The sequence below is a fragment of the Pseudoduganella sp. GW821-FHT12E03 genome (assembly GCF_058807115.1).
Genome location: NZ_JBXAQJ010000002.1, coordinates 741,643 through 766,155, shown reverse-complemented (window position 1 = coordinate 766,155; position 24,513 = coordinate 741,643). Strand labels below are relative to the sequence as shown.

Annotated in this window: 21 protein-coding genes and 1 pseudogene; 7 read left to right on the top strand and 15 right to left on the bottom strand. The window is 61.3% G+C overall.

Going from position 1 to position 24,513, the window contains the following annotated elements; all coding sequences use genetic code 11:
* Nucleotides 1-15: 15 nt before the first annotated feature.
* The 4 genes from pgmB to AC1RRC_RS07055 all read right to left on the bottom strand — a co-directional run bounded on the left by pgmB (nt 16) and on the right by AC1RRC_RS07055 (nt 4,523).
* Nucleotides 16-660 (bottom strand): beta-phosphoglucomutase, encoded by a 645-nt coding sequence (gene pgmB, locus AC1RRC_RS07070; RefSeq protein ID WP_493054552.1) that lies wholly within the window; start codon nt 658-660, stop codon nt 16-18.
* 9 nt (nt 661-669) lie between these two features.
* Nucleotides 670-2,973: a glycoside hydrolase family 65 protein gene (locus tag AC1RRC_RS07065; protein WP_493054551.1), complete on the bottom strand. Its 2,304-nt coding sequence runs from the start codon at nt 2,971-2,973 to the stop codon at nt 670-672.
* A 128-nt stretch (nt 2,974-3,101) separates the two neighbouring features.
* Nucleotides 3,102-4,061 (bottom strand): LacI family DNA-binding transcriptional regulator, encoded by a 960-nt coding sequence (locus AC1RRC_RS07060; protein WP_493054550.1) that lies wholly within the window; start codon nt 4,059-4,061, stop codon nt 3,102-3,104.
* 51 nt (nt 4,062-4,112) lie between these two features.
* Nucleotides 4,113-4,523 (bottom strand): transposase, encoded by a 411-nt coding sequence (locus AC1RRC_RS07055; RefSeq protein ID WP_493054549.1) that lies wholly within the window; start codon nt 4,521-4,523, stop codon nt 4,113-4,115.
* A 279-nt stretch (nt 4,524-4,802) separates the two neighbouring features.
* Between AC1RRC_RS07055 and AC1RRC_RS07050 the strand changes: the two genes are divergently transcribed.
* Nucleotides 4,803-5,861, top strand: a complete 1,059-nt coding sequence (locus AC1RRC_RS07050; RefSeq protein ID WP_493054548.1) for a substrate-binding domain-containing protein — start codon at nt 4,803-4,805, stop codon at nt 5,859-5,861.
* Between the two features lie 23 nt (nt 5,862-5,884).
* Here the strand turns inward: AC1RRC_RS07050 and AC1RRC_RS07045 are convergent, their stop codons facing one another.
* Together AC1RRC_RS07045 and AC1RRC_RS07040 are read right to left on the bottom strand one after the other, a co-directional pair.
* Nucleotides 5,885-7,039 (bottom strand): sigma-54-dependent transcriptional regulator, encoded by a 1,155-nt coding sequence (locus AC1RRC_RS07045; RefSeq protein WP_493054547.1) that lies wholly within the window; start codon nt 7,037-7,039, stop codon nt 5,885-5,887.
* A 92-nt stretch (nt 7,040-7,131) separates the two neighbouring features.
* Entirely contained in the window at nt 7,132-8,403 is a 1,272-nt protein-coding gene (locus tag AC1RRC_RS07040) for a dicarboxylate/amino acid:cation symporter (protein WP_493054546.1), read from the bottom strand.
* Between the two features lie 533 nt (nt 8,404-8,936).
* On the opposite strand from AC1RRC_RS07040, the gene AC1RRC_RS07035 reads away from it, so the two are divergent.
* A complete protein-coding gene (locus tag AC1RRC_RS07035) occupies nt 8,937-10,844 on the top strand; it encodes a methyl-accepting chemotaxis protein (RefSeq protein ID WP_493054545.1) in 1,908 nt (635 codons plus the stop codon).
* A gap of 165 nt (nt 10,845-11,009) precedes the next feature.
* Here AC1RRC_RS07035 and AC1RRC_RS07030 read toward each other — a convergent pair whose 3' ends face one another.
* Both AC1RRC_RS07030 and AC1RRC_RS07025 read right to left on the bottom strand, forming a co-directional pair.
* Nucleotides 11,010-11,597 carry a DUF4123 domain-containing protein gene (locus AC1RRC_RS07030; RefSeq protein WP_493054544.1) on the bottom strand — a complete coding sequence of 196 codons (588 nt, stop codon included), beginning with the start codon at nt 11,595-11,597 and terminating at the stop codon, nt 11,010-11,012.
* Nucleotides 11,594-12,124 (bottom strand): hypothetical protein, encoded by a 531-nt coding sequence (locus AC1RRC_RS07025; protein WP_493054543.1) that lies wholly within the window; start codon nt 12,122-12,124, stop codon nt 11,594-11,596. The genes AC1RRC_RS07030 and AC1RRC_RS07025 overlap by 4 nt, the downstream gene beginning before the upstream one ends.
* A 96-nt stretch (nt 12,125-12,220) precedes the next feature.
* On the opposite strand from AC1RRC_RS07025, the gene AC1RRC_RS07020 reads away from it, so the two are divergent.
* From AC1RRC_RS07020 to AC1RRC_RS07010, 3 genes are all read left to right on the top strand, one after another.
* Nucleotides 12,221-12,604 carry a hypothetical protein gene (locus AC1RRC_RS07020; RefSeq protein WP_493054542.1) on the top strand — a complete coding sequence of 128 codons (384 nt, stop codon included), beginning with the start codon at nt 12,221-12,223 and terminating at the stop codon, nt 12,602-12,604.
* 17 nt (nt 12,605-12,621) lie between these two features.
* Nucleotides 12,622-14,793 carry a hypothetical protein gene (locus tag AC1RRC_RS07015; protein ID WP_493054541.1) on the top strand — a complete coding sequence of 724 codons (2,172 nt, stop codon included), beginning with the start codon at nt 12,622-12,624 and terminating at the stop codon, nt 14,791-14,793.
* Between the two features lie 521 nt (nt 14,794-15,314).
* Complete coding sequence (locus tag AC1RRC_RS07010; protein WP_493054540.1) at nt 15,315-16,271, top strand: glycoside hydrolase family 43 protein; 957 nt, start codon at nt 15,315-15,317, stop codon at nt 16,269-16,271.
* Nucleotides 16,272-16,370: 99 nt separating this feature from the next.
* Here AC1RRC_RS07010 and AC1RRC_RS07005 read toward each other — a convergent pair whose 3' ends face one another.
* Nucleotides 16,371-16,919 carry a PEP-CTERM sorting domain-containing protein gene (locus AC1RRC_RS07005; RefSeq protein WP_493054539.1) on the bottom strand — a complete coding sequence of 183 codons (549 nt, stop codon included), beginning with the start codon at nt 16,917-16,919 and terminating at the stop codon, nt 16,371-16,373.
* 310 nt (nt 16,920-17,229) lie between these two features.
* On the opposite strand from AC1RRC_RS07005, the pseudogene AC1RRC_RS07000 reads away from it, so the two are divergent.
* Together AC1RRC_RS07000 and AC1RRC_RS06995 are read left to right on the top strand one after the other, a co-directional pair.
* Nucleotides 17,230-17,748: pseudogene (locus AC1RRC_RS07000) on the top strand (GAF domain-containing protein); the annotation flags it as partial.
* Nucleotides 17,749-18,382: 634 nt separating this feature from the next.
* Entirely contained in the window at nt 18,383-18,694 is a 312-nt protein-coding gene (locus AC1RRC_RS06995) for a sensor histidine kinase (protein WP_493054538.1), read from the top strand.
* A gap of 10 nt (nt 18,695-18,704) precedes the next feature.
* Here the strand turns inward: AC1RRC_RS06995 and AC1RRC_RS06990 are convergent, their stop codons facing one another.
* The 6 genes from AC1RRC_RS06990 to AC1RRC_RS06965 all read right to left on the bottom strand — a co-directional run bounded on the left by AC1RRC_RS06990 (nt 18,705) and on the right by AC1RRC_RS06965 (nt 24,415).
* Nucleotides 18,705-18,851 carry a hypothetical protein gene (locus AC1RRC_RS06990; protein ID WP_493054537.1) on the bottom strand — a complete coding sequence of 49 codons (147 nt, stop codon included), beginning with the start codon at nt 18,849-18,851 and terminating at the stop codon, nt 18,705-18,707.
* A gap of 171 nt (nt 18,852-19,022) precedes the next feature.
* A complete protein-coding gene (locus AC1RRC_RS06985) occupies nt 19,023-19,541 on the bottom strand; it encodes a hypothetical protein (protein WP_493054536.1) in 519 nt (172 codons plus the stop codon).
* The gene (locus AC1RRC_RS06980; RefSeq protein ID WP_493054535.1) at nt 19,541-22,678 is read right to left on the bottom strand and encodes a CHAT domain-containing protein; all 3,138 of its coding nucleotides are present in this window, start codon (nt 22,676-22,678) and stop codon (nt 19,541-19,543) included. The genes AC1RRC_RS06985 and AC1RRC_RS06980 overlap by 1 nt, the downstream gene beginning before the upstream one ends.
* Entirely contained in the window at nt 22,678-23,490 is an 813-nt protein-coding gene (locus AC1RRC_RS06975; RefSeq protein ID WP_493054534.1) for a hypothetical protein, read from the bottom strand. Before AC1RRC_RS06975 ends, AC1RRC_RS06980 begins: the two co-directional genes overlap by 1 nt.
* A complete protein-coding gene (locus AC1RRC_RS06970) occupies nt 23,477-23,680 on the bottom strand; it encodes a hypothetical protein (protein ID WP_493054533.1) in 204 nt (67 codons plus the stop codon). Before AC1RRC_RS06970 ends, AC1RRC_RS06975 begins: the two co-directional genes overlap by 14 nt.
* Before the next feature lie 318 nt (nt 23,681-23,998).
* Nucleotides 23,999-24,415 (bottom strand): hypothetical protein, encoded by a 417-nt coding sequence (locus AC1RRC_RS06965; protein WP_493054532.1) that lies wholly within the window; start codon nt 24,413-24,415, stop codon nt 23,999-24,001.
* Nucleotides 24,416-24,513 lie beyond the last annotated feature (98 nt).

Below are 24,513 nucleotides of genomic sequence, written 5' to 3'. Positions count from 1 at the left end.
GCACAGCGAGACTGTTCAGCAGTCCAGCGTGAACCCTTCCAGGCTTGGAATGACCACGTCGGCCCGGGTCAGCACCCTCGGATCGCCCACCCCCAGCGCACGCATGCCGGCCGCCTTGATGGCCGCCACCCCGGCCACCGCATCTTCCACGCCCAGGCAACGCGCGGGAATCACGCCCAGCTCGCTGGCCGCTTTCAGGAAGATTTCCGGGTCAGGTTTGCCCTGCGCGATACGGGCCGCATCGACCACGTAATCGAAATGGCTGTGGATACCAAGCCGGTGCAGCACATCGACAGCATTCTTGCTGGCCGACGCCAGCCCGACTTTCAGGCCCGCAGCGCGCACCCGTTCCAGCGCCGCCAGCGCGCCCGGCAGCAGATCGGCGGCGGTCATGTCCTTGATTAATTGCTGGTAGTGCCAATTCTTGTGCTCGGCCATGACCTGCTTTTCCACGTCGCTGTAGCTGCGCTGGGCGCCCGCCAGGATCAGTTCCAGCGACCCTTTGCGGTCAACCCCTTTCAATGCTTCGTTGGCCTGCAAATCAAACGGGACGCCGACACTGTCGGCCAGCTGTCTCCAGGCCACGTAGTGATAATGGGCAGTATCGGTCAGGACGCCGTCCAGGTCGAAAATCACGGCGTCGTAGCGGGTTGGTTTCATGGTGATCTCTCAGAGTGGGAAGGATTGGATTCGGCCGGCCAGGCCCAGCACTACAGGCTGGCCGCGATGGGTAAATTGCAGCGCCGGCCCCGCCAGCAAGTGGTATTCCACGCTGGCCTGCGTCACGCGCACGCCCAGCCGGCAACCGCGGAAGTGGATCTGGAAGCGGTAGTGCGTCCATTGGCGCGGCAGCGTGGGCGCGAACCCCAGCGCGCCGCCCGCCACGCGCATGCCGCCAAAGCCATAGGCCACGCCCATCCAGGTGCCCGCCATGGCGGCGGTATGCACGCCGTAATGGGTATTGCCGTGCGTGTTGTCCAGGTCCAGCCGCGCCGTCTCCATGAAGTAGTCATATGCCTTGTCGCCATACCCCACCTCGGCGGCAATGATGCTGAAGATGCAGGACGACAGCGACGAATCATGGGTGGTGATCGCTTCGTAGTAATCGAAGTCGCGGCGCTTTTCTTCCAGCGTAAACTGGTCGCTCAGCAACAGCAGGGCCAGCGCCACGTCCGCCTGCTTGCAGACCTGGTGGCGGTAGATCACCATCGGGTGGAAGTGCAGCAGCAGCGGATATTTTTCCTTCGGCACACTGGCGAAATCCCAGGCTTTCTTGGACAGAAAGCTGTCGTCCTGGGGGTGGATGCCCAGCGCCGCATCGTACGGCAGCACCATGCGCGCCGCCGCGTCGCGCCATGCGGCGGCCTCGCCCGCTTCGAGCTGCATACGCTCGGCAATGCCGGCGAATTCCTTCGGCCATGACGCTTGTAATTGCTGTGCCAGCGTGGCCGCAAATTCCAGATGCATGCGCGCCATCGCATTGGTGTAATAGTTGTTGTTGACCAGGGCCGTGTACTCGTCCGGGCCGGTCACCTGGTTGATGCTGAAACGTCCTTCGCGATCATCGCCGCCAATGCCGATCCAGATGCGGGCCGTCTCCATCACCACTTCAGCGCCGCAGCGCAGCAGGTAATCATGGTCGTGGGTGGCTTCCCAATATTGCTTGATCGCGTAGGTAATGTCGGCGTTGATGTGGTACTGCGCCGTGCCGGCCGGAAAGTAGGCCGAGCACTCTTCACCCGCAATCGTGCGCCACGGGTATAACGCGCCTTTAGCATGCGACATTTCCCGCGCGCGCTTGCGCGCCGCCCCCAGCCCGGCATACCGGTATTCCAGCAACTGGCGCGCAATCTCTGGTTTGTTGTACAGGAAGAAGGGGAAGATATAGATTTCCGTATCCCAGAAATAGTGGCCTTCGTAGCCCTCCCCCGTGACTCCCTTGGCCGCGATATTGGTCTTGCCATCGCGCCCGACCGACTGCAGCAAGTGGAACTGATTGAACCGGATGCCCTGTTGCAGCGCGTCGTCGCCGCCGATCTGGACGTCGGCCTGCAGCCAGAAGTCGCTCAGGTACGCCTCTTGCGCACGCAGCAGCGCATCAAACCCTTCCATCCGGGCACGTGACAGCGTGGCCTGGCCGCGTCCCAGTAATTCGTCCGCCGGGTAATCACGGGAAGAGAAATAGCAGCCGAACTTATTCAGGCGCGCCAACTGCCCCTGCTCCAGCTGCAACGTCATCGTGTGTTCCAGGCGCTGCCCGTTGCGCGTGGTGTGGGAGCCGTGGTCAAGGTCAAGCAGTGTCTCCGTCGCCGTGACCAGCGTAAAGCCGCTATTGACGGTGCGCTGCACCAGGGCCGCCGAACCGTCATGCTGGCGCGCCTCGATCAATTGCAAGACCGGCCCGGACACCGCCGAACCGACGCGCGGATCGGAACCGGCTTCTTGATTCTTGACCGCCCCGTCGATCGACGTCACAAGGCGGACCCGGCCCGAAAAATTCAGTGGCCGCACTTCATATTCGATCGCGAACAAATGCTTGTTGGCGAAGCAGACTACGCGCCGGCTGCGGATGGCGACACGGCGCCCCTGCGGCGAGCACCATTCAAGGGAGCGGCGCAGCACGCCGGTCCGGAAGTCCAGGGTGCGCTCGTAGGCCAGCAACTCGCCCTGCAGCGGATCGAAGCGTTCGTCTTCCAGCCACAGTTCTATCCCCTTCGCATTGGGGACATTGAGCATGAACTGGTTGGTCTTTGCCAGGCCGTAGGCCGTCTCGGGATAGTCGATGGGTTCGGTTTCGTAAAACCCATTCAGGTAGCTGCCATCGAGCGAGGTGGCGGCCGGGCCGCAGTAGCCTTCTTCCCCGGTGGCGCGCAGGCCGATATAGCCATTGCCCTGCGCGAACAGGGTCTCGGCAAGAAAATGCGATTGCGTGGAAAAGGCGTTTTCACGGATGCACCACGGATCGGGCTGCATAGCGGATAAAGGCTGATCAGAGTGAGGCAAGGTGTGGTCCTTCATGATGGTATCGATGTCATTTTGATCTGGAGGAAGCGCCGGCAAACGGCGCCTGCACGTGCTACGAACTACAAGGGGAAAATTCGCTAGGTCTGGCGAACCACCAGTTTGGTTGGCAGTATTTCGGACTGCACCGGCCGGCCCTCGATCAGGGCCAGCATTTTCTTTGCCAACTGCGCCCCGCCGTCACGCAATGACTGGTAGACGCTGGTCAATGGCGGCACAAAACTGGCTGCCCCAGGCGTATCGTCATAGCCAATGACGGAGACCTTTTCCGGCACCCGCAAGCTGTGCTCGGCCAGGGCGCGGATCGCCCCCATCGCCAGCGAGTCGCTGGCGGCAAACACGCCGTCGATAGCCGCCGGCTTGTCTTTCAGCAGCGCGTGCATGCTGTTATAGCCAGCCTCGAAGGTAAACGCCCTGGGGCGCACAATCCGTACCGCCGCGCGCTTGCCGAGCGTATCGACAAAGCCGGCGCAGCGCTCGCGCACTTCGGCGTGATCGACGTCGCCAAGGAACACCACATTGCGGCGGCCGCGTGCGACAAACCGGCGCGCCGCGCTGACCCCGCCCGCGCGGTTGTCGCTGCCGACCACGATGCAATCGGACTCCGGCATCGGCGCGCCCCACACCACCAGTGGCATGGCGGCCTGGTGCAACGTCTTGACCGCCTCGCCATGCAGCCCCTGCCCCAGCAAAATCATGCCGTCGGCGCCCTGCACCGGCCCCGTATCAAGCAACTGGCGCGACGTCAGTACCGCGCTGTAGCCGGCGATGGTCAACTCTTGCGTAATGCCGGCCAACAATTCCATCGGGTAGGGGTCAGACATGGGGCGTCCCCGCACGGGCGTCATTTCCACCACCACGGCGACCGAATAGCTGCGGCGCATACGCAGATTGCGCGCACTGACGTTCAGGCGGTAGCCCTGCTCGGCAGCAATCCGGCGCACGCGCTCGCGCGTGTCCCGCGCCACCAACGGACTGTCGCGCAGCGCGCGCGACACGGTAATGGACGAGACACCAATCAGCTTTGCCAAATCCTCCATCGTCAACGCTGCTTCAGCCTGACGCGCACTGTTTTTTTTCGCAGGCATCGATCACTCGGGCGTGGGGAAGCTGACTTGGGCAAAATGCGCACTCAACTCATTAAAAATGCATTCGGTTTGCCCGAACTGCTCTGCCAATAGCTGAAGGCGCAACGTCGTCGCGCTATCCCAGGCCGGCTCCGGTTCACCGCCGACAAATTTCCGCACTGCACGGACGGTCAGCATGGCCAATACCAGGTGCTCGGTCGACAATGCGTAACAGCGCCGCACCACATACATGCGCAACAGGCGCTCGACGTCGATCGCCGCATACCATCCGCCCTGCTTCAGCAATAGCGGCGCCATCGCGGCCACCAGCCCCGGCCAAGGCATCGCCCCATCCAGCGCGGCCAGGAAAGCGTCGCAATGCTTCAATTTCCGCTCGGTGAGTTCGACGGACGCGGACGGCGTTGGCGGCATCATTTATTTTCACTCGCTCAAAATACGGACGATTTAATTCATAACGTTTTGGATTTTAACCAAAACGTTATGAGAAGTAAACATCATTAGTTCATCGAGGGAACGCCGGGCGGGATGCCCAGCCCCGGCACGAGCGCGGCCTGACTTTGTATTATCATGTGCGCCAATGTCCAGATCTTCAGACAGGCGCAGGCCAAGCGGTCCAATAATTGACAACCAGGTCGGCCCGAGGCTGGCATTGAAATTCCACTGTGCAATTACACTGTGCTTAACCGAAACTATATGTCGCTCAAAGAAATTGCAAGATCGCTAGGCGTGTCCATTACTACCGTGAGCCGCGCCTTGAATGGCTACCCGGAAGTGTCCGAAAAAACCCGCGCCATGGTGGCGGCCAAAGCGCAATCCCTTGGCTACAGCCCCAATATTTCCGCGCGCGGCTTGGTCACCGGAAAAATGGATGCGGTCGGGATCATTTACCCGATCAGCAGCCGGGGCCTGGGCGACGCGGCATTTTTGAAAACCATTGCCAATCTTGCGATCCGGCTCGACCAGGAAGACATGGATCTGGTGATTTCCTCGGCAGTGGAAGGCGATGAATTGCGGGCTTACCGCCGCATGCTGGGCCGCCGCCGGGTCGATGGCTTGATCGTTGCACAAACCCTTGAGCGGGATCCCCGCCTGGAATTTCTTCTGGATAACAATTTCCCCTTTGTAGCGTATGGCCGCAGCAAGGGTTGCGAGCGCTATCCATGGTTTGACATTGACAATCATGCCGGACTGAAAGCTGCCGTCAATCGCCTGCTTTCGCTGGGGCACCAGCGGATAGCGTTGATCAGCGCCTCCTCCACGCTGAATTTTTCCGTGCAACGCAAAGCCGGCTATCTTGAGGCGCTCGCCGAGGCGGGCATTGCAGTGACGCCGGAATACCTGCTGCAAGACGTATTCGACCGCCGCAGCGGCTATGATTGCGTCGCCCGGTTGCTCGACCTGGCCCATCCTCCCAGCGCGATCGTGGTCGACAACAACCTGGCCGGCACCGGTGTCATGCGCGCAGTGCTGGACGCCGGGATCGTGCCCGGAACAGACTTGTCGATCATCGTCTACGATGGCTTGCCTTCCGACACGCTGCTGGGCACCAGCGTCACCGCAGTGATCCAGCCTGGCCCGGAAGAGATCGGCCAGCAATTGGCGGACATGATCCTGGCGCTGCTCGATGGCGAGCGCCGCAGCAAACTGCAGGTGTTATGGCAGCCGCAAATCAAGGTCGGCACCTCCGACGGCCCGTATCTCGACAGTAAGCCCGCGAGGAGACGCACCGCAGTGAAACGAGTCACGACCTGATTTGCGCTGGCCAGCGGCACGCCCTACCTGTGCGTGTAGTGGATCGGCAGTCCCAGTACGAACTGGACCGCGACGTTGCGCAGTTCCAGCGCATTGCCTGGCCACGGGTGCGTTTTCAGCATCTTCTTGAGCGCGGCCGGCACCGCGGGCACGGGCTTGCCATAACGGTGCGCGGCATCGATCATGAAATGCTCAAGCAACAAGGGAATGTCATCCCCCCGCTCACGCAACGGGGGCACGTCCAGCACGATCATGTTCAGGCGCTCATATAACCCGCTCCGGAATGCCGGCTGCAGCGCCACCCCACCCACACTTCCCTTGGTGGACGCGATGATGCGCAAGTCCAGTTGCCTGGGCGGCTGCATCCGCAGTGGATCCGTTGTGCGCTCCGCCACGGCGCTAGACAGCGCTATTTGCAAATCAGGCGGCAAGCACTCGATTTCATCAAGGAACAAGGTCCCCCGGTGCGCCTGCTCAATCTTGCTCATGTAGCGCCGCGACGCGCCTGGCACCCCACTATATTGATTGATGCCAAAGGTAGCGCCATCTCCGCCAATCGAGGAAAGTTCGCCGCATTTGATCGTCACAAAGGGATGCTTCTTGCGTCGGCTGAATTGATGCAGGCGTTCGGCAACCACGCTTTTCCCGCTGCCCAGCTCACCACGGACCAAGACATTCACTGGCGCGTCGGATAATTCGGCAATCTGGCGCCGCAATTGCTGCATGGCCACTGAATTACCCAGCAAATGCGCTTCCATTTGCTTCTCGATACGGCGCCAGGCGCGCGCCGCCCCGGACACTCCGCGGCTGCGCGCCGCCAATGCCCGCCGCACGGAGTCCACCAGCCGGTCGGCAGAATAAGGTTTGGTAATGATGTCAAAGGCCCGATCGCGCAGCGCATCCGGCACGTTCAGGCTGCCACGGCTTTCTTCCACCAAAATCACAGGCAACTCAAGCGGTGCTGCTTGCAACGCACGCATCAGCTTGTGGTTCGCCGTCAATGACTGGCACAAATCAGCGACAACGATTCCTGACAGGTCGCGGCTGGCCATGTCTGGCGTCAACGCATCGGAATGAAAGCCTTTGACATTGATATCCGCATGACGCAACGCCAACACGCAACGAGTGCGCAGCACGGCATCATTCCCTATAAACAAGACCCGTACCCCATCCGGCATGGATAATCTCCTCGTTATATTGCGATGGTCAGCCACCGTACGAGCAGACTGCTGATGCCTGCCGAACGTGCCTGCAAAAACTGCCTTGGCGCTTACGCAATGCGCACGACGGCTGCCGCGCCCTCTTCTTCACTGGTATCGAGGGCGCCCTCCCACTTCGCGACGACAGCCGTCGCCACGGCATTGCCGACCGCATTGGTCGCCGAGCGGCCCATGTCCAGGAATTGGTCAACCCCCATCAACAGCAACAGCCCTGCCTCGGGAATATGGAACTGATTCAACGTTGCGGCAATCACGACCAAGGACGCCCTTGGCACGCCCGCCATGCCTTTGGACGTCAGCATCAGCACCAGCAACATCGTGACTTGCGTGCTCAGTGGCAGATCGATGCCATACGCCTGGCTAATGAACAGCACCGCAAAGGTGCAATACATCATCGAACCATCGAGGTTGAACGAGTAGCCCATTGGTAAAACAAAACTCGAAATACGCCGTTGCACACCAAATTTATCGAGCGCATCGAGCAGTTTGGGATAGGCCGCCTCGGAACTGGCAGTGGAAAACGCGAGCAAGAACGGTTCCCGGATCAAGCCCACCAGCTTGAACACGCGCGCACCGATAAAGGCAAAGCCGCCGGCAATCAACAGGCACCACAGCAAAAACAGGCCCAAATAAAATCCACCCATGAATTTGGCGAAGGTCGCGAGGATGCCCAGGCCGTTCGTCGTCACGACCGAGGCCATCGCGGCAAATACCGCCAGCGGCGCCAGTTTCATGATGCTGCCAGTGATATTGAGCATCACATGGGCCAACTGATCGATGACAGCCGCCAGCTTCTTGCCGGATTCGCCCAGGCCACCCAGTGCGCCCCCAAAGAAGATGGAAAATACCAAGACCTGCAGAATTTCATTGTTCGCCATGGCCTCGATCGGCGATTTCGGCACCACGTGGGAAACGAAATCCTTGAGCGTGAACGCCGCGGTTTTCAGGCCGGTCGAGGCATCGGCCGCAGGCAGGGGCAATCCCAGGTTGGCGCCCAATTGCATCAGGTTGGATAGCACCATGCCCAACGTCAGCGACAGTAACGACGCAATCACAAACCAGCACATTGCTTTGGCGCCAATGCGCCCGGCTGCCTTGCCGTCGCCCAAATGGGCTATACCGATTGTCAACGTTGAAAAAACCAGCAACGCGATGATCATTTTTATCAGGCGTAAAAATACATCGGCGGCGATAGAGATGTGCGACGCAATCTGCGCTGTTATTTTTTGGTCGGGGAATGTTTCATGACAAGCATAGCCAACCAAGATACCGGCAACCATTGCACATAATATATAAACTGTCAGGGGACGCTTTTGCTTCATTTTTCTCTCCAAGTGAAATGTCGAAGTCCAGCCTAGCAGTAAAAGCAATTTACATTCCACCTGCGCAGCACTGCCGATTGATTATTAACCCATTGTTTTTAAACGAAGTTATCAGCGTGATACGCCCCTGAACCGAAGCCATTCTCAGTACTTGGACTGGCGGGGCCGGTAGCCCATGATTTGTGGGACAGGCAAACAGATCCGGCGAAAAATACTTTACAAAAATCAATAGCATGCTAAAGTGCAGAAATACTGATAGCGCTATCATTATTATAGCAACCACACCGAAAGACCAGCCTGAAATTATGATTAAATTCAAACATTAATGACGATGCAATTGAAATAAACAAGAAGTGATAAAGCGCCAACTAAAATAATCATTCATTGGGGGGAGTATCGTGAGCATGCGTTCCATCTTGAACAGGCTGCTGTTATGGCAGAAATTTGTAATACTCAGCGTCATAGCACTGGTGCTGGCGGACATACCCGCAACCTTATATATGCGCGAAGGCGGCAAAACACTGGAGGCCGCCTTGAATGAGCACGCCGGCCTGCCCCCTGCCGCCGCCATCTTGCACGTTGTCCAGTTGACCCAGCAGCATCGCGGCTTGTCCGCGCTGTTGCTGGGGGGCATCGATGACGTCAGTGCCATGCGTGACGCCAAACAACAGGAAGCCGACCTGGCGTATGAGAAATTTGACGCGCTGGTGCAAGGCTTTAACAACCAGGCGGTGGCGGACGCGTGGTCCATACCGAAACGCGCGTGGCAGGAATTACGCAACCGCGTCCGGGCGCGCACCATCACCGTGTCGGAAAGTTATGCGGCGCACACCGCACTGATGCCGAAACTGCTGGAAGTGAGTGACCTGACCAGCGACCTGTTCGGCCTCAGCCTGGACCCCGATGTCGATTCCTATCAATTGATCCAATCGATGTATTACCAGTTGCCGTACCTGACGGAAGAAACCGGAAAAATGCGCGCCAAGGGCGCGGGGATGCTGGCCAAACATGGCGCCTCGCTGGAAGACCGGCAAGCGCTGGCGGCGATCATCGGGCGGGTGCAAGACCGCCTGTCGCAAACCAGCACGGGCTTAAACAAGGCGTTTGCCGCCAACCCGGTCCTGCGCGACAAGCTGGCGGCGCAATGGCGCCAAACCTATGACATGACCGATCAGGCGATGCAACTGGCTACGACCCATATCGTCCGCGCCAATACACTGGAATTTGCCGGCGCCGACTATGTGGCGCAAACCACCGCCGCCATCGACGCGCAATTCGCCGTCAACCAGACCGCCAGCCAACTGCTGGAACGCATGTTGGAAAACAAGGTCGGCGACTTGCGCACCACGCGCTGGACCATGGTCATCGCGATGGCGAGTTTGATAATGCTCGCCGGCTTCCTGGCGCAAATGATCGCCCGCTCAGTCAGTACGCCGCTCAAGGAAGCGATCAGGATTTCCGAACGCATTGCACAGGGTGACTTGACCACACACATCGAGTCCGCGGGCAGCAGTGAAACTGCGCAACTCATGCGGGCGCTGCAGCGCATGAACGACAGCCTGGTCGGCATTGTCGGCAGCGTACGCGGCAGTATTAATACAATCGGCGACGCGTCCAGCGATATCGCCTGCGGTAATGCAGATCTGTCATTGCGCACGGAAGCGCAGGCGAACAACCTGCAGGAAACCGCCGCATCGATGGCCCAGATTAACGCCACGGTGCACCACAACGCGGCCAATACACAGGAAGCCGAGAGCCTGGTTGGCACCGCCACGGATCTGGCAGCGCGCAGCGGGCAAGTCGTCGCCCAGGTCGTGGATACCATGCAGGCCATCAACGACAGTTCGCGCCGCATTGTCGACATTATCAGCGTGATCGATGGCATCGCATTTCAGACCAACATCCTGGCGCTGAACGCCGCAGTGGAAGCCGCCCGTGCCGGAGAACAGGGGCGCGGCTTTGCCGTCGTAGCCGCTGAAGTCCGCACGCTGGCACAGCGCTCCGCCACGGCAGCCAAGGAAATCAAAGGATTGATCAGCGACAGCGTGCAGAAGGTTGAAGCCGGCAATGCACTGGCGACCGAAGCAGGAATCAGCATGCGCGATGTCGTGGCCAGCGTCGGTCGGATCAGCGGCATCATGGCCAGTGTCAGGTCGGCGGCACAGGATCAGAGTACCGGCATCCGGCAAGTCAACCAGGCCATCGGGCAAATCGAAACAATGACACAGCAAAACGCCGCACTGGTGGAACAGGCTGCCGCCGCGTCAGAAAGCCTGCAACAGCAAGCCGCCTCCCTGCAAGAAGCTGTGGCCATCTTCAAGTTACGTGATCCGGTCACCCCGAACGCCCCCCATCGTCCCGCATTTGTCACGACGAGCAAGTCCCAACAGGTTATGCAGCGCGAATTGCGTTTTACTGGTTGCGTTTTCAACCCCAGTTAATAGCATAGCCCCTGCGGACCTTGGCCAGCGAACGATAAAACGCCTCGCGCGGCTCCTGGATGCGGACAAGTAGCACGGAAGGCAACGCCGGGCGGGGCGAATGCCCAGATACGGAGCGGTTTTGCACGCGAAGGTATTAGGGAGCTGAAAGAGGCGATGGTCGTATCAACACTGGCATGGCCCAACGCGCCGGCCGCTTGGCGGAGATTGATCCTGCCCCGCAGGCCCGCGCGCAAACCGCAGCAGGCGGCCTGCGCTGATACAGCAGCACTGCTGGGCCGGCCCCAGCACCATGTCGAGTTCCTTCGGCGTACAGGTGGGGAGGTAGAGCGGCAGCAAGCGCGGATCGTAAAAGCGGAAATACAGCTTGCGCTCCTGTTCGTCGTGGACCCACAGAATTTTTTTGAAATGCAGCCGCAATTGCTGCGTCGTGACCTGTGCCGGCGCGGCCACGAAGATACCGAGCGGGGCCTCGATACTACGTTGTAGCCATTCGCACGTCTGCGGTGAGCCCGCCGCAAGGTGGATCAGGTACGGTGCCGCGGCCCTCAGGCGCGGGCTCAGCGGCTCCGCAAACAGGCAAGTGAAATCGAGCTTGCCGAAGCGGATCAGCGGTGCGATGTCGGGGCTGCGCGCGCCATCGGCCAGCAGGTGGATTTGCTGGTCTTTCAGGCTGTTGCCGTTGGGCCAGAGCTGCGCGGCAAGTTCTTCGACCGTCATCGCATGCGCGCCACTTTCCCATGGTGCGCTCATTTCGCCTCCGCCGCTGCGCGCGCTGCGCATTCGCACACTTCGCAAAATAGCGTGGCGTCAATAGCGGCCTGTTCCAGACCGGCTGCCTGCACGTCCTGCTCCAAGAAAGCCGTCAGTTCCGGCGTCGGTGCCGGCGCCTCCGTGGCCTGCGGTTTGCGCGGCAGCGGCAGTGGCATCGGTAGCCGGACCGCCGGACGTTTCAAAGCCGCCGCATGTGCCTCCGGTGCCATGCCACCGTCCGTGGCCCCTCCTGCGGAAGCGTGTTCGGCTTGCACCAGAAACAGGCGTTCCATCATGATCCGGGAGGCGGCTTCATGCAGTACGTCGTCATCCGACCCCATCGGCCTTGTGCCGCATTCCACCAGCAGCTTGCGCAATTCAGCCATGACCGATGGCTGGAGCAAGTGTGCCTTCAGGTAGCGGTACGTATCGTTTTCACTGCCATGGACGATCGCGCTGTTGCCGCCGGTAGGGCGGAAGACGCGCAATTCGAGGCGGACGGGATGGTTGGAAATGCGGATCTGCATGGCTGAAACCCGGCATGGAGTGTTAAGATTATTTTAACCTTTCCGGCGCCGGGAAACCTCACCGAATCTATCGGAACGCGATCAGGAGCGAAAGATATGTTTACTGTGCGGAAAGAGCAAATCGACGCGGTCGGAGCGGCACTACTGACGCAATTTGCTCTGCGGTTATTACCAGCAATAAGGAATGAGTTTGTTGACGAACAGGCGCCGCAATCGGATGCGACGCTACTGCGACGGATGCAAGCGGCGTTGCAGAGCGCAAAGCGTTATGGAGTTGAAAGTGACCGGGGCTTACGGGTATATGTCGAGCTGGACTTCCTATTTGGTCCTGGGCTAGACCAGCATCCGGATTTCGAAGCGCTGTTCATCATGCCGGTCGAGGAACATGTGTTGATCAACAACGTACTGGCGGTAGCCGGTTTTGTGGTTGCCGAAGAAGAGTCTGCTGAATATTCCGCGAAATTTGACGCGCCATCTTAACAACTGGACATACTCCGATGCCGTTCATAGTTTCCGTTGATGGTAAGGGCACATCCATCCAGCCCCATGTGACCGTGCTGCATTTTGGGCCGTCATCGTTTGATCATATACAGCTTGCCGACATAAACGATCTGGACGCCTATTTGATCTACGACGATAAGACTACGACGCTGACATTCTCCGTTGTTCGCGGGCCATCCGTTAACGTCGACGGGAGCACCGTCGATAGCCAGCGAGTGATGAGACGCACAGGAGAACTGCAAATCGGACGCCATACGGTTCGCTATCACTGGGGCGATGCCTCCTCATCGTCGAGCTCCAGCCATTCCGCCCAGGACAGCTGTTCCAGTCATTTTGGCCCCTTCGGATGGTTTCCAGCCGCTGTCGTGCCGGCAGCGGCAAGTTATCCCGGGAACTCCAGTCCGCCGGCCGCCGCATCAAGTTTGGGGCCGCCGAACGTCACGCAGGCGACGGCCGGCGGGTGGTCCGACAGTAAGCCCGCGCCACAGGCCGGCGAAGCCTGGAATAGCAGTGAGGCTGAAACGGCCGTTGCCAGGTACCTGAGAAGCATGGGCAGGTCGACTGTGTATTTCCACGACTTTGACGACGACGGCGCCCACCTGGCAAACGACGATGGCGAACTGGCGATCCCCGACGAGGAAGATGACGGTTCCGTGCCGGTGCCAAAGCGCCAGTGGCGCGGGAAAAAAGCGAGGAAACTGGATCGTATCACCAGCAAGTATGCCGACAGTGTGGCTGCCCAGCGTAGCACCGGCACGACGCAGCCGTGCCGGTGGCGGGCTGATCTGCAATACCCCGCAGCCAAGCCCTCAGCAGCTTCGTCCAGCACGGCGACCTCATCCAGTACGGCGGCTGAGCCGGAACGTATGGGCAAGCTGAAAAAAAGTGAGGGCAAGAACTTGGCCGTCGCAAGAATCTCCCTCAATCCCCGCTTCGAAAAAAGTCCGTTCGGGGCGGAAAAATATAGTCCAGTGAAGTGTTCGAAAATTTTGAACAGGGACGTTTGCCAGGCCATCCGTGCGAGGCGGGGGGGCGGCGGCGTCATTGAATTTCAACTGCAAGAGTTAGTGCCGGCGGATTGCGCCCCCGAGCTGTTCGAGCGAAAAATCCTTGCGGTACCGTCCGTGGGATATCCTGGCACGTTTCAAAACCAGGAGCAGCTGGCAAAACTGTTATGGGCGGCGCGCGCCCGCGAGCGCCCCACCTATCTGGTGATTCATTCGTCGGAGGCGAAGAACTACACCGAAAAAAATTATAAAAGCTCATTTTCCTTGTCCGGTGTCGGTTTGATTTGCTGGACGTCGAAGCCGGAGGTCTATGGCTTTGGTATTTCCCGCCTGGCGGCGCAGGCTGTCGGCGATTTGTACGGCAGGCGGGACATGGTGGTGCTATGCGACCACAACGTGCTCGATGACAAGGAGGTTGCCGATGCGTACGATACCGATAAAGAAGACAAAATCGATATCCAGTCCGACTTTCGCTATACGGCGGCGGGGCACGGATCGGGCGTTCCCCGCAGGGAGTTTAGCGGGCACGACGGAAAGTTGACGGTGACGAAAGCCACGGAGGGGCTGCCCGGCCGTCCCATAGAGCAAGTGGTAACGGTCAAAAAGAATTTGTTTTACGACCCATGCTTTATCACCTCGTCCGAAGACGTCGACATGTCGAACCGCTTCCTGGCGGCGGAATTCGTCAAGCGCCGAGCCAGGAAAAATAACCAGGATTTCAAGGGGACGCCGGAAATCCTAAAGGTGACCGTCAGCGGGAATGCGGCATCGCCCTACATGGACCTACGCAGAAAATACCTCGCAACGTTGCACGCCGAAGACGATATTGTCGTTGAAGTGGTCAGAGGAAAAACGACAACCTATTGCAACTTGCGTGCCTACGTAACAAGTTTGTGCAAAAACAGGCTGATTAAAAAAGCTTACCCGAACATAGAGAAGACAGACTATCCCCTGCAGATGCGCTCACTCATCATTGAAAAAATTCTCGTCCGACTGAAAATGATGGCGGAAGCGGAGGATGAAGACGATAACGACGACGACGAACGTGATGCCGAGGGCGAAGGCGCGGAGGATGAGGCTCCCGATAAAGGGAAAGGCATCGCATCCGATCCCGATGGTCCGGCGGACGACGTTGACATGAAAGAAAGCGAAGACGATTGAGTCGGTAAGATTCCCGGTGGCGTCATAGGCATAGCTTGGCGTACCGGTGTTGCCGGTGTAAGTCAGCAACCGGCCCAAGCCATCGTCGGTGAAGGCCTGGGTAAGTGACCAGCCGCCCATCCAGGTCAAACGTCCGCGCATACAAGTGTGGTTGTTGCCGCGTTGACAGCGAACGACTGGGCAAGAAAAACGATCAGTAGGATGCGCAGGCAGGACGAAATGCGGGCAAGCAGCATCTGGTCTCTCCGGGGTTAATATGGTTTCCACATGGAAGCCACACATACTGTACCGCGAAGAATCGGCGGAAATTCTCACCGAATGTCGCATGACCGCAATTTGGAGAAGCTGCACCCAAAAAACTGAAAGCACGCACAACGGAATTACTCGTCGGTGTAGGGATCCGATTCCTTGGCCCGGGGGCGGCTGGCGAAGTTCCACGATTGTTGCAGACAGCGCCTGGAAGTTTGCTACAATATGTTATCGATAACACCAATAATGGAAGCGAAAAGATGAAACCGACCATGAATACACTAAAACTGCTGTGCGTATCGCTGCTGGCCCTCGGCTTGTCAAACGTCCAGGCCGCCGACGCCTACCTGTTCGCCTATTTCGTCCAGAATGGCGAGGACGGCCTGCATCTGGCGGCCAGCAGTGATGGCTATCGGTGGGAAAAGCTGGGCGGTGGCAAGAGCTACCTGGAGCCGAAGGTGGGCACATCCCGGCTGATGCGCGACCCGTGCATCGTGCGCGGCCCGGACGGCACCTACCACATGGTATGGACTTCCGGATGGAACGAAAACAACATCGGCTACGCCTCGTCGATGGATTTGATCCACTGGTCCGAGCAAAAGGAATTGCCGGTGATGGCGCACGAGGCGGGTGTGCTCAATGCGTGGGCGCCGGAAATCACCTACAACGCGGACCTGCGTGAATATGTGATTTTCTGGGCGTCCACCGTGCCCGGGAAATTCACTGAAACGGATGGCACCTCTGAAGAAAAGTATAACCACCGCATGTACGCCACCACCACCCGCGATTTCAAGACCTTCACGCCCACCAAACTGTTTTACGATCCCGGCTTCAGCGTGATCGATGCCACCTTCATCAAGTTCAATGGCAAAAACCATTTGCTGGTCAAGGATGAAACCGTGAAGCCGCCGCGCAAATATCTGCAACTGGCATCGGCCGCCAGTGTGACCGGCCCGTTCGGCAATCCCGGCAAGCCGGTCACGCCGCCCGGCCTGTGGGTTGAAGGACCGACAGGTGTGCAAATCGGCAAGGACCTGGTCGTTTATTACGATGCCTACTCCACACGGCACTATGGCGCCATGCGCACGCGCGACCTGGTGCATTGGGAAGACGTGAGCGCAAAGATGCATTTCCCCGACGAAGGTACGCCACAGCGCATGCGCCACGGGACAGTGATCCAGGTGCCCGCCGCGTTGATCGCCAACCTGCGCAAGGCTGGCCCCAATTAAACGGCGGCAAGGCCTGCGCAACGATGACCTGGCGATCAGGAAATCGGGTGCGGCACCGGATGGCCGCCCGGCCGGGCTGGCCATCCGTGCGCTGACGCCCTATGCCCCCAGCCCCTGCCGCCGGCGCGCCAGCGTCATCAGCCCCGCCAGCCCGACGCCCAGCATGGCGTAGCCCGACGGTTCCGGTACCGGGCTGGTGGGAATGATCGCGGTCTGGGTCGCTGCGGTCCACTCCCAAGTCTTGCTGGAGCTGAAGCCGCCGCCATCGGAATAGAATTCCCGGTAAGCCGTACCGGTGACAATCCCCGTCAGCGTATAGTTGAACAGGTCCTGCCGCTGGTAGCGGGCGCTGTAGCTGGGGAGCTGGCCCGGCGTCCAGTTGAAGTAATCGATGCAGCTGAGATAGTTGCAAGCCCCATTGGTGTAATGGATGTTGCTGGCCGACAGTTCCCAAAGTTCATCTTTCGAATACACGCCGTTCCCATCGCGGTCATCGACAATAATCGACACGGTCAGCGTTGTGTCAGGCTGAAACTCATCCGCATGCAAGGCATAAAAACCCTTGTAGACGATATCGAACGATTTCTGCTCCGCCAGCGCGCCTGCGCTCACCACCATCATTGCCCCTGCCATCCATATTTTCAGCATAGCGTCCTCAAGTATCAAAGTGAAATGAACAAATAGATAAGTTTGCATTTTAAATAATGCATCGAAAGCGTAGCATGCGCGGCGGCTTTTCAGCGCGCGGTGCGCCGCTCCAGCAACGCGGCGATGCTCTCGTCAGAAAATCGGCGCTTTGCGGACAGTTGCTCATTGACAACAAACTGATTGCCCCGCCTGCGGGGCGTTTGCCCCCCGCATGGGATAGAGCGAAGATAAAGACAGCATCCGCGCCGCTGCCCAGCGAAACCATGCAAGGCGCCCCGTCATTGCGATCAACCAAAGGAGCAGCGTTGAAATGGATCCTGGTGCCGACATCGAAGCGCAGGTAATCCTGGCCGAGGAAAACTTGTACCTTGGCCAAAACCGGCTGCTGGAACTGATTGCACGCGGCGCGTTGCTCCATCCGATTTTGACCCAATTGGCGCTGCTGATTGAAGCGCAACAGCAAGGCTTGTACTGTTCCGTGCTGCTGCTCGACGACGACGGCAAAACCATCCGGTGCAGGGCGGGTCCCAACCTGCCCGCTCAATACATGCAGGCGCTCGACGGTTTCGAGATCGGACCGAACGTCGGTTCGTGCGGCTCGGCCATGTTCCGCAAGCAAACCGTGATCGTCGCGGACATCGAAACTGATCCCTTATGGCAACCCTATAAGGCGCTGTTGACGCCGCATGGCTTCCGGGCGTGCTGGTCCCGCCCGATCATGCTGGACAACGGGACGGTGCTGGGCACGTTCGCCATGTATTACCGCGAGGTGCGCAGCCCCAACCCCAATGACCTGGCGCTGCTCGACGTGGCAACCCACATCGCCAGTATCGCGATTGACCGGGCGCAGCGGGAGGCCGAACTGGAACTGCATCGCGTGCATTTGCGCGAGCTGGTCGACCAGCGCACCTGGGAACTCAATGTGGCCAAGGAGCGCGCGGAAGACGCGGTGCGCGCGCTGACCGACACTAACCTGGAATTGGCCGAGGCCCTGGCCGCGCTGAAACTGGCGCAGGATGAACTGGTGCGCAGCAAGAAGCTGATCGCGCTGAACTCGATCGTGGTCGGCATTGCGCACGAATTGAATACGCCGATCGGCAACTGCATGACCATGGCGTCCACGTTGGGCGAGCAAACAGAGACCTTGGCCACGCGCTACCGCACGCAAGGGCAGACTTTGCGCAAGTCCGAACTGGAACAGTTCATCGCCGATACGCAGCAAGCCAACGCCGTCATGTTGCGTAACCTTGGCCGCGCGGCCGGCCTGATCGGCAGCTTCAAGCAAATCGCGGTCAACCCGGCCGGCGCCGACCGCCGCAGGTTCGTGCTGAGTCATGTGGTAGAGGAAGCGCTGCTTGCGCTGCGCAGCCTCGATCATGCCGCCGTAGCCATACAGACGGACATCGCCCCGGACATCGTATTGGACAGCTATCCCCTCGCCCCGGGGCCAGGTACTCGCCAATGTGCTGGCCAACTGCCTGGTCCATGCATTCGATGGCCGCCAGGGCGGCGTCATACAGATCGCGGCGCAACCGCATGGCGTGGCCGGGGCGCTGCTGACGGTCACGGACAATGGCGCCGGGATCGACGCGCGCCACCTTGACCGGGTATTCGATCCGTTTTTCACCACCAAGCTGGGTGGCTGCTGCGGCCTGGGGTTGAATATCGCGCACAACATTGTGACCGGGTTGCTGGGTGGACGCATTACCTGCCACAGCGAAGCCGGCAACGGCGCCACGTTTTCCATTGAACTGCCCTTGTCCGCCCCCGGGTAGAGCGCTCGGCTCAGGCAAACGCCACGCACTGTTTGAACGGCATTGCGCGCAAGCGCGGTGCGCCCAGGCCCGGCACGTCAACGCCTGCCACAGCCGCTTCCGCGACTGGCTGCACCGCTTCCAGGGCGGCGCCCCGCGCCACAGGACGCCACACCATCGCCTTCCAGCTCAGCTGGGAAGGCGCCGGGTGCCAAGCACGACTCAATCGAAATCGAACAAATCGCTCCGGAAACCTTCGCGCTTTTTCTTGTGATGCCGGAGGCTGTGGCTATGGTTCAGCGCTGACATCGAAGCATCACCCGGCCACTTGGGCCGCCAACAAGCCGGTTCACTGCCGCCCGATCGCTCCCCCCTTCTCCAGGCCCTTGGGCCGGGATTTCACGAGGGGGGACACGGCGTTCGCCTTGCGCCCGGCCCCCGGCACCGCCAGCGCTTCGCGTTTCGCCGTCACGGCAGCCTCCCGATCAGGCGCTGCCCGTAAATCCGGCGGGACAGGTTTGATCGGAGGACTGGGTGACGGCTGCGGATTCACCACCACCACGCACGGCGGCAGGCGGCATCCGTCGTTGGGATCGGTTCCCTTCCGCCCTCCCGCCGGCTCGCCGCCCGGGCCGCCCGGGCCGCCGCCGCTCCCGAACGATGACGGGGCAGCGCCCGTCTCGCCCAGGCTGGCGCCGCCCCACCCGCCCTGGCTCGCAACGCCGCGGTCCGGCAAGGGCACGCTGCTCGCATGCCATGAACCATTCCCGTCACGCATGACCATGGGGCCGCAACCGGCCGCCATGCTGAGCGCGGCTACCAACAACGGCAGCGCGCCCTTACGCATGTCCATATTGAACTTGTTCATCAGTCCCACCTCCCCACTAAAATAAACGCCGCCCAAAAATAGGGATGCGTGCGCTCCTTCAGCATGGCGCGCTGGGCCAGAACCAGCGCGTCCGCGACACCGGCCTCGGGCCGCTTGCGCCAGTTCTCGTAGAAAGCTGTCATCAAGCGGCCGGTACTCCGGTCATCGACATTCCACAGGCTACCCAGCACACTCGCCGCCCCTTGCTCCGCGACTCCGGCCAGGCCCAGCTCCAAGTCAGCGCCGGACACCGCACTGACGCAGGCGCTGAACACGACCAGCCGCAGCTGGCGCCATTGCCCGTGTTGATCCGTCCAGTCCGAGCCACTGAGAAATTCGCCATTCCACAGCTTGATCCTGGCGCTCGCGCTACTGCCCCCCATCGATCCGTGCGCGGCAAGGTGCAGCGCCAGGCCGCCCCGGGGACGGTCCCGCAGCCAGGCCAGCAGGCGCCGGCGCGTACTTTGCTCGTTCAGGAAGGCTTCCGTGCCCAGCACGCGCGCGACTTCCGTGACCTCGCTTTCTACATTGGGCAAATCCGGCTTCGATACCCCCATGACCAGGGATTCCACGGTCTGGCCGGCCGCCGGCGGCGCCACCACGGACTGCCGGGTAACCTGGACAATCGCGAAGCGCTCACCCAGATAGCGTTTGCCGTCGTGCAGCGCGGCCATCGGCACATTGCGCAGCAGCGGGTCGTTGATAAAAGCCACCATGCTGCCAGGCTTGGGGGCAATGGGCAGTGCGGCCGGGTCGAAGCCGGCGAACAGCAAAGCGTAGAGTTCGTGCAGCACGCCCTGGCGCATCCGCGCCTCGGCCGCCGCCAGCGCTTCCTCCCTGGCGTGCCCCTCGCTCATGCGCACCTGGTTTGCCGCCAGGGTCCAGGCATCGCCCAGCGCCGCCGTCATGCGCGACAACTGCTCCGCCGTCACAGGGACTGAACGGGAGCGGTAACTGCCCTGCGCCGGACCGCGCACCAGCACCCGCAAGCGTCCCTGGTCGAAGATCGTTACCACCAGATGCATCGCCGCGTCGCCAACGGCGCGCGACCATTGCGCACGGAACTCGTCCTTTCTCAATGAGAAATGGGGCCCGCCGCCCGCGCTGGTCGTACGCACGATCTCGTCAAGGCAATCATTCTGCAGCCGCATGACATCCCGTTCGGCGCGCCGGACGCCCTGGCGCCACTGGCAATACCCCGCCAGCGCCGGGTCGCCGCCGCATTCCGCGCCGGCTTCGACACCACCATCCTCCAGGCAACAGGCCGCGGGCGCGGCAATGCGCCAGCTCGCCAGCTTGTCTGCGCGCTCAAATAACTCCCGCTCCCGCTCGGCCACTTCCTTGGGGCACGCTTCCAGCGGATCGGACGCGACCGGCGCGCCGAACGCCACCTCCGCCTGGCCGCCACGCGTGCCGCTGGTCCAGCGCTGCTCAATCAGCTCCCGCCGGTTCATCAGAATGGCCAGGTGGTGCGCCAATTCGTATCGTTCCAGGTCGATCAGCAGCGCCGCGTATTCGCGATACGCCTCCGAGAAACGCCGCTCAAACACTTGCTGCGCCTTGTCGTCCGCGCCGGCCGGGCGCATCCGTTCGACTGCGTCGATCACACGCGCATAGCGTCCGGCTGCAATGCTTGGGAACCGCGTCCGGATCGCACGCGCCAGCCCCCACCATCCAATCGCATAGGCTTGCCCGGAGCCGCCGGCCACGGCAATGCGCCACGCCGCGTTCGCCTCCGCGAGCCGTCCGGCGTGCCACTCCACCCAGCCCAGGCTCGCTTGCAGCAGGGCTGCGGCTTCGCTGTCGCGCCCCAGCGCCGCCTGCCGCAAGCCTTCCCGGAAATGCGCTGAAGCCGATGCCTGTTCGCCCAGCGCCATCTCGATGGTGGCCAGTGAGTGCAGCGCGCGCGCCATATCCGACGGCGCATCGTCACCCTGGCGTAACTCGGCCAGCGCCTGCCGCATCAATTCCTTCGCCGCGCCAAACCGGGGTGGATCGGCGAGCCGCTCGATCGCCGCCAACCCTTGCAAGGCCTTGGCGGCCTCCCGCTGCAAGCCGGATGCCAACGCCAGTTCCCTGCTGCGGATAAACGCCGCCCGCGCACCGGCGTGATCGCCCAGCGCCAGATAGGCATTGCCGGCAGCCAGCCGGATCAGCCGCTCCTGGGACCGATGGCCGATCGCCGCGTGAATCGCCGCACTGGCCTCCAGTTCCCGCACAGCTTCGCCCAGCGCCACGCCCGATTCGGCGCGCGCCAGCCGTAAGGCATGGTAATGCAGCGCACTGCCTATCGTGCGCCGTAACTCGCCGGCGCTCGCCAATGCGTACGCGGCCTCCAGTTCCTCGTCCATTAACCCGGCCTCAGGCGCCGTAGCGGCCTGCGCCTGCGAGTGCAGTATCTGCGCCAGCGCCAGCGCCTCCGCATCGCGCGCCGTCCGTGCCGCCTGGGCGCTGGCGAGGTAGGCGCCGCGGGCGGCCCCGACATCCCGCTCGCATGCTTCATGCCACTGTCCCCGTGTGCGCAGCGCCTCCGCCCTGGCCAGCGGCTGTACCGAACCGCTGAGCGTGTCGCGCAACTGTGTGCCCGCCTCTGTGCAGCTGCCGCGCGCCAGCGCGATGATGGCGCGCGTGGTCAGCGCCTCGCTGGCGGTACTGTCCGCGCCGGTTTCCCGCGCGCACCGCAACGCGTCCACGGCCATGCGATCGGCCTCGTCCACCTGCCGCGTTACCGTCAGGCGGGCCAGGCGCGACAGTGCAAAACAGTGCGCGGCGGTGCGCGGCCGGTCCGGCTCCAGCGCGGCGCGCAGCACCGCCATGGCTTCATCGTCGCACGCCATGACTTTCAGCGCACGCGCCTGGCCAATCGCCGCCGCGATGCGGACGGCGGCATCCCCGTTGCTGCGCCGCACAGTATCGAACTGGGCGGCAGCTTCCCGGTTGCGGTTGGCGTGGTAGCTGACGCTGGCCATCTCCAGGCCGGCCGAACCCGCCCACGGTGCGATCCGGCAAAATGCCGGCGCGATCCAGCGCTCCAGGTCAGGCGGCGTGAGTTCCGCCCGCGCCGGAAGCGGTAGCGCAACGCAGGCCCATGCGACAGCAAGCACGGCCCACCAGCCTCGGCGCAACAGCTTGTTCATCACTCACCTTTTGTCCCACCCGCCGCGGAGAGCATTTTGTTCGTGTCCGCGTACGCCTCGGCGACAAACGGCAGCGCCTCATTCAGCTTCAACAAGAGGGAAGCAAACTCGGCACGCAATGGGGACAATTGCCGCAGCTGGTCCGGCGCCGTGTTGCGGACCGCATCCTTGAAGCCATTGATATAGGCGGCCATGGCTTCCGGGTGGGCGCCGCTCAGGTCGACCAGCATCACCAACGCGGGCGGATCGGACCGATTGCCACCTTGCGCGATGCCCATCTCGTTGAGGGGCCGCCGCGTGGCGATCAGGAACGGGCCAAGCTGATCAAGCCGCCGCCGCAACGCCTCGTCATTCAGCGCCACACGGACCCGGTTCAGGAAACCCGCGGAGAGGGCAAAGTCGTAATGTCCGAGGGCGAGCTCGCCGCCACGGTAATCGCGGGCGGGAATAATGAACTGGTTCGCCTGCCGCAACAGGCCGGCCTCGCCGAGCGATTGGGCGGTCTGGCTGGCCTGGACCTCCCGCAACACCTTGGCCAGCGCCTGGCGCGCCCGGGCATGCCGGAGACTATCCTGCGCCGTGCCGGCCGCCGCATCGCCGGACAGCACATAGGTGTAGAGCAGCGTGCGCGGGCCCTCCCAGGCGGCCTGGACGGGCTTTGACACCGGCGACCACGTGTGAACGACCACGCCGTCGCGCTGCCCCGTACCGTCCGGGAACTGCGCCGCGCATCCGCCGAGCAGCAGGAGCAACGCGACCGGCAGGCTTGCCAGCACGCGGCGGGCGCCGCGCCACGCGTCAGCGGCGCGCATCGCCGCTCTCCTGGCCCTTGGCAGCTCCGCCGCCGAATCGTGCGCCCAGGGCGCCGCCGATGACCGCGCCCATCCCGACGAGGCCCGCAAACCCGCTGATGTCGACATCGTAAAACACCCAGGCAAACACAGCGTACACCACCATGCCCCCCGCCAGGACGCCAACCATGGCAGCCGAAATCTTGCTCATAGGCCCCTCCCCGCATGCCCCGCCTTGCCGGCGGCGCTTTTCTAAGTATCGCATCGCAAGTGGCATACCCAAGGCCGGCAAGCCAGCGGATAGCGGCGTGATTTCAACTGGTCCGGCATTGCACCGGACCTCGGTGAGTATAGTAAAAATATGAATCTTATCAAGCAAACACAACACTCATTCGCAGTAGTCCGCAATACCCGACACGCTGGCAATCTTGGACGTGATAAGGGTGAAACCGATCCAGTGTTTTAACAGGTTGAAACGCATTTTTTTCCTCCCCTTTCAACGAATCAGGTGCCACGCCGGGCGTGGCACCTACCACTGGCATTCCCCGTCCGACAATTGCAGCGACAGCGAGAAATACTCCGACGCCCGCTCGCGCATGCAGCTTTCGAATTGGGCCTGGAAGGCCGGCATGGCGCCGCCGGGTGACGCCACGATCGCGGCCAGGGTCGCCGCCGCGGCGCCCTGCACCGCGCATTGCTGGACATCGTTTTGAATGCCCGGCAAGGTCGGCGCCTCAATCACCGCATAGGCTGAAACGCGCTGCTCCGCTGTCTCGAGCGTTGGCGATGGCAATCCAAACAGACCATCATTACGCCAGACGGTACGGGTGCAAGGGGTGATATTGCCCCATCCCAAAGGAATTTGGTGGCTTTCCGCCATCGCCAGATTGCAAGCCACCAGGCTGGCCACCCCGGCCACCAGGCTGATGAAGTTTTTCGTTTTCATAGGTACATCCCTTTCAAGAAAATTGGACTGCCTGGAGTATCCCGGCAACTCCATTGTGGTGCGTCCACCCTGCGCCGATAACCCGCCTCACGCCTGTT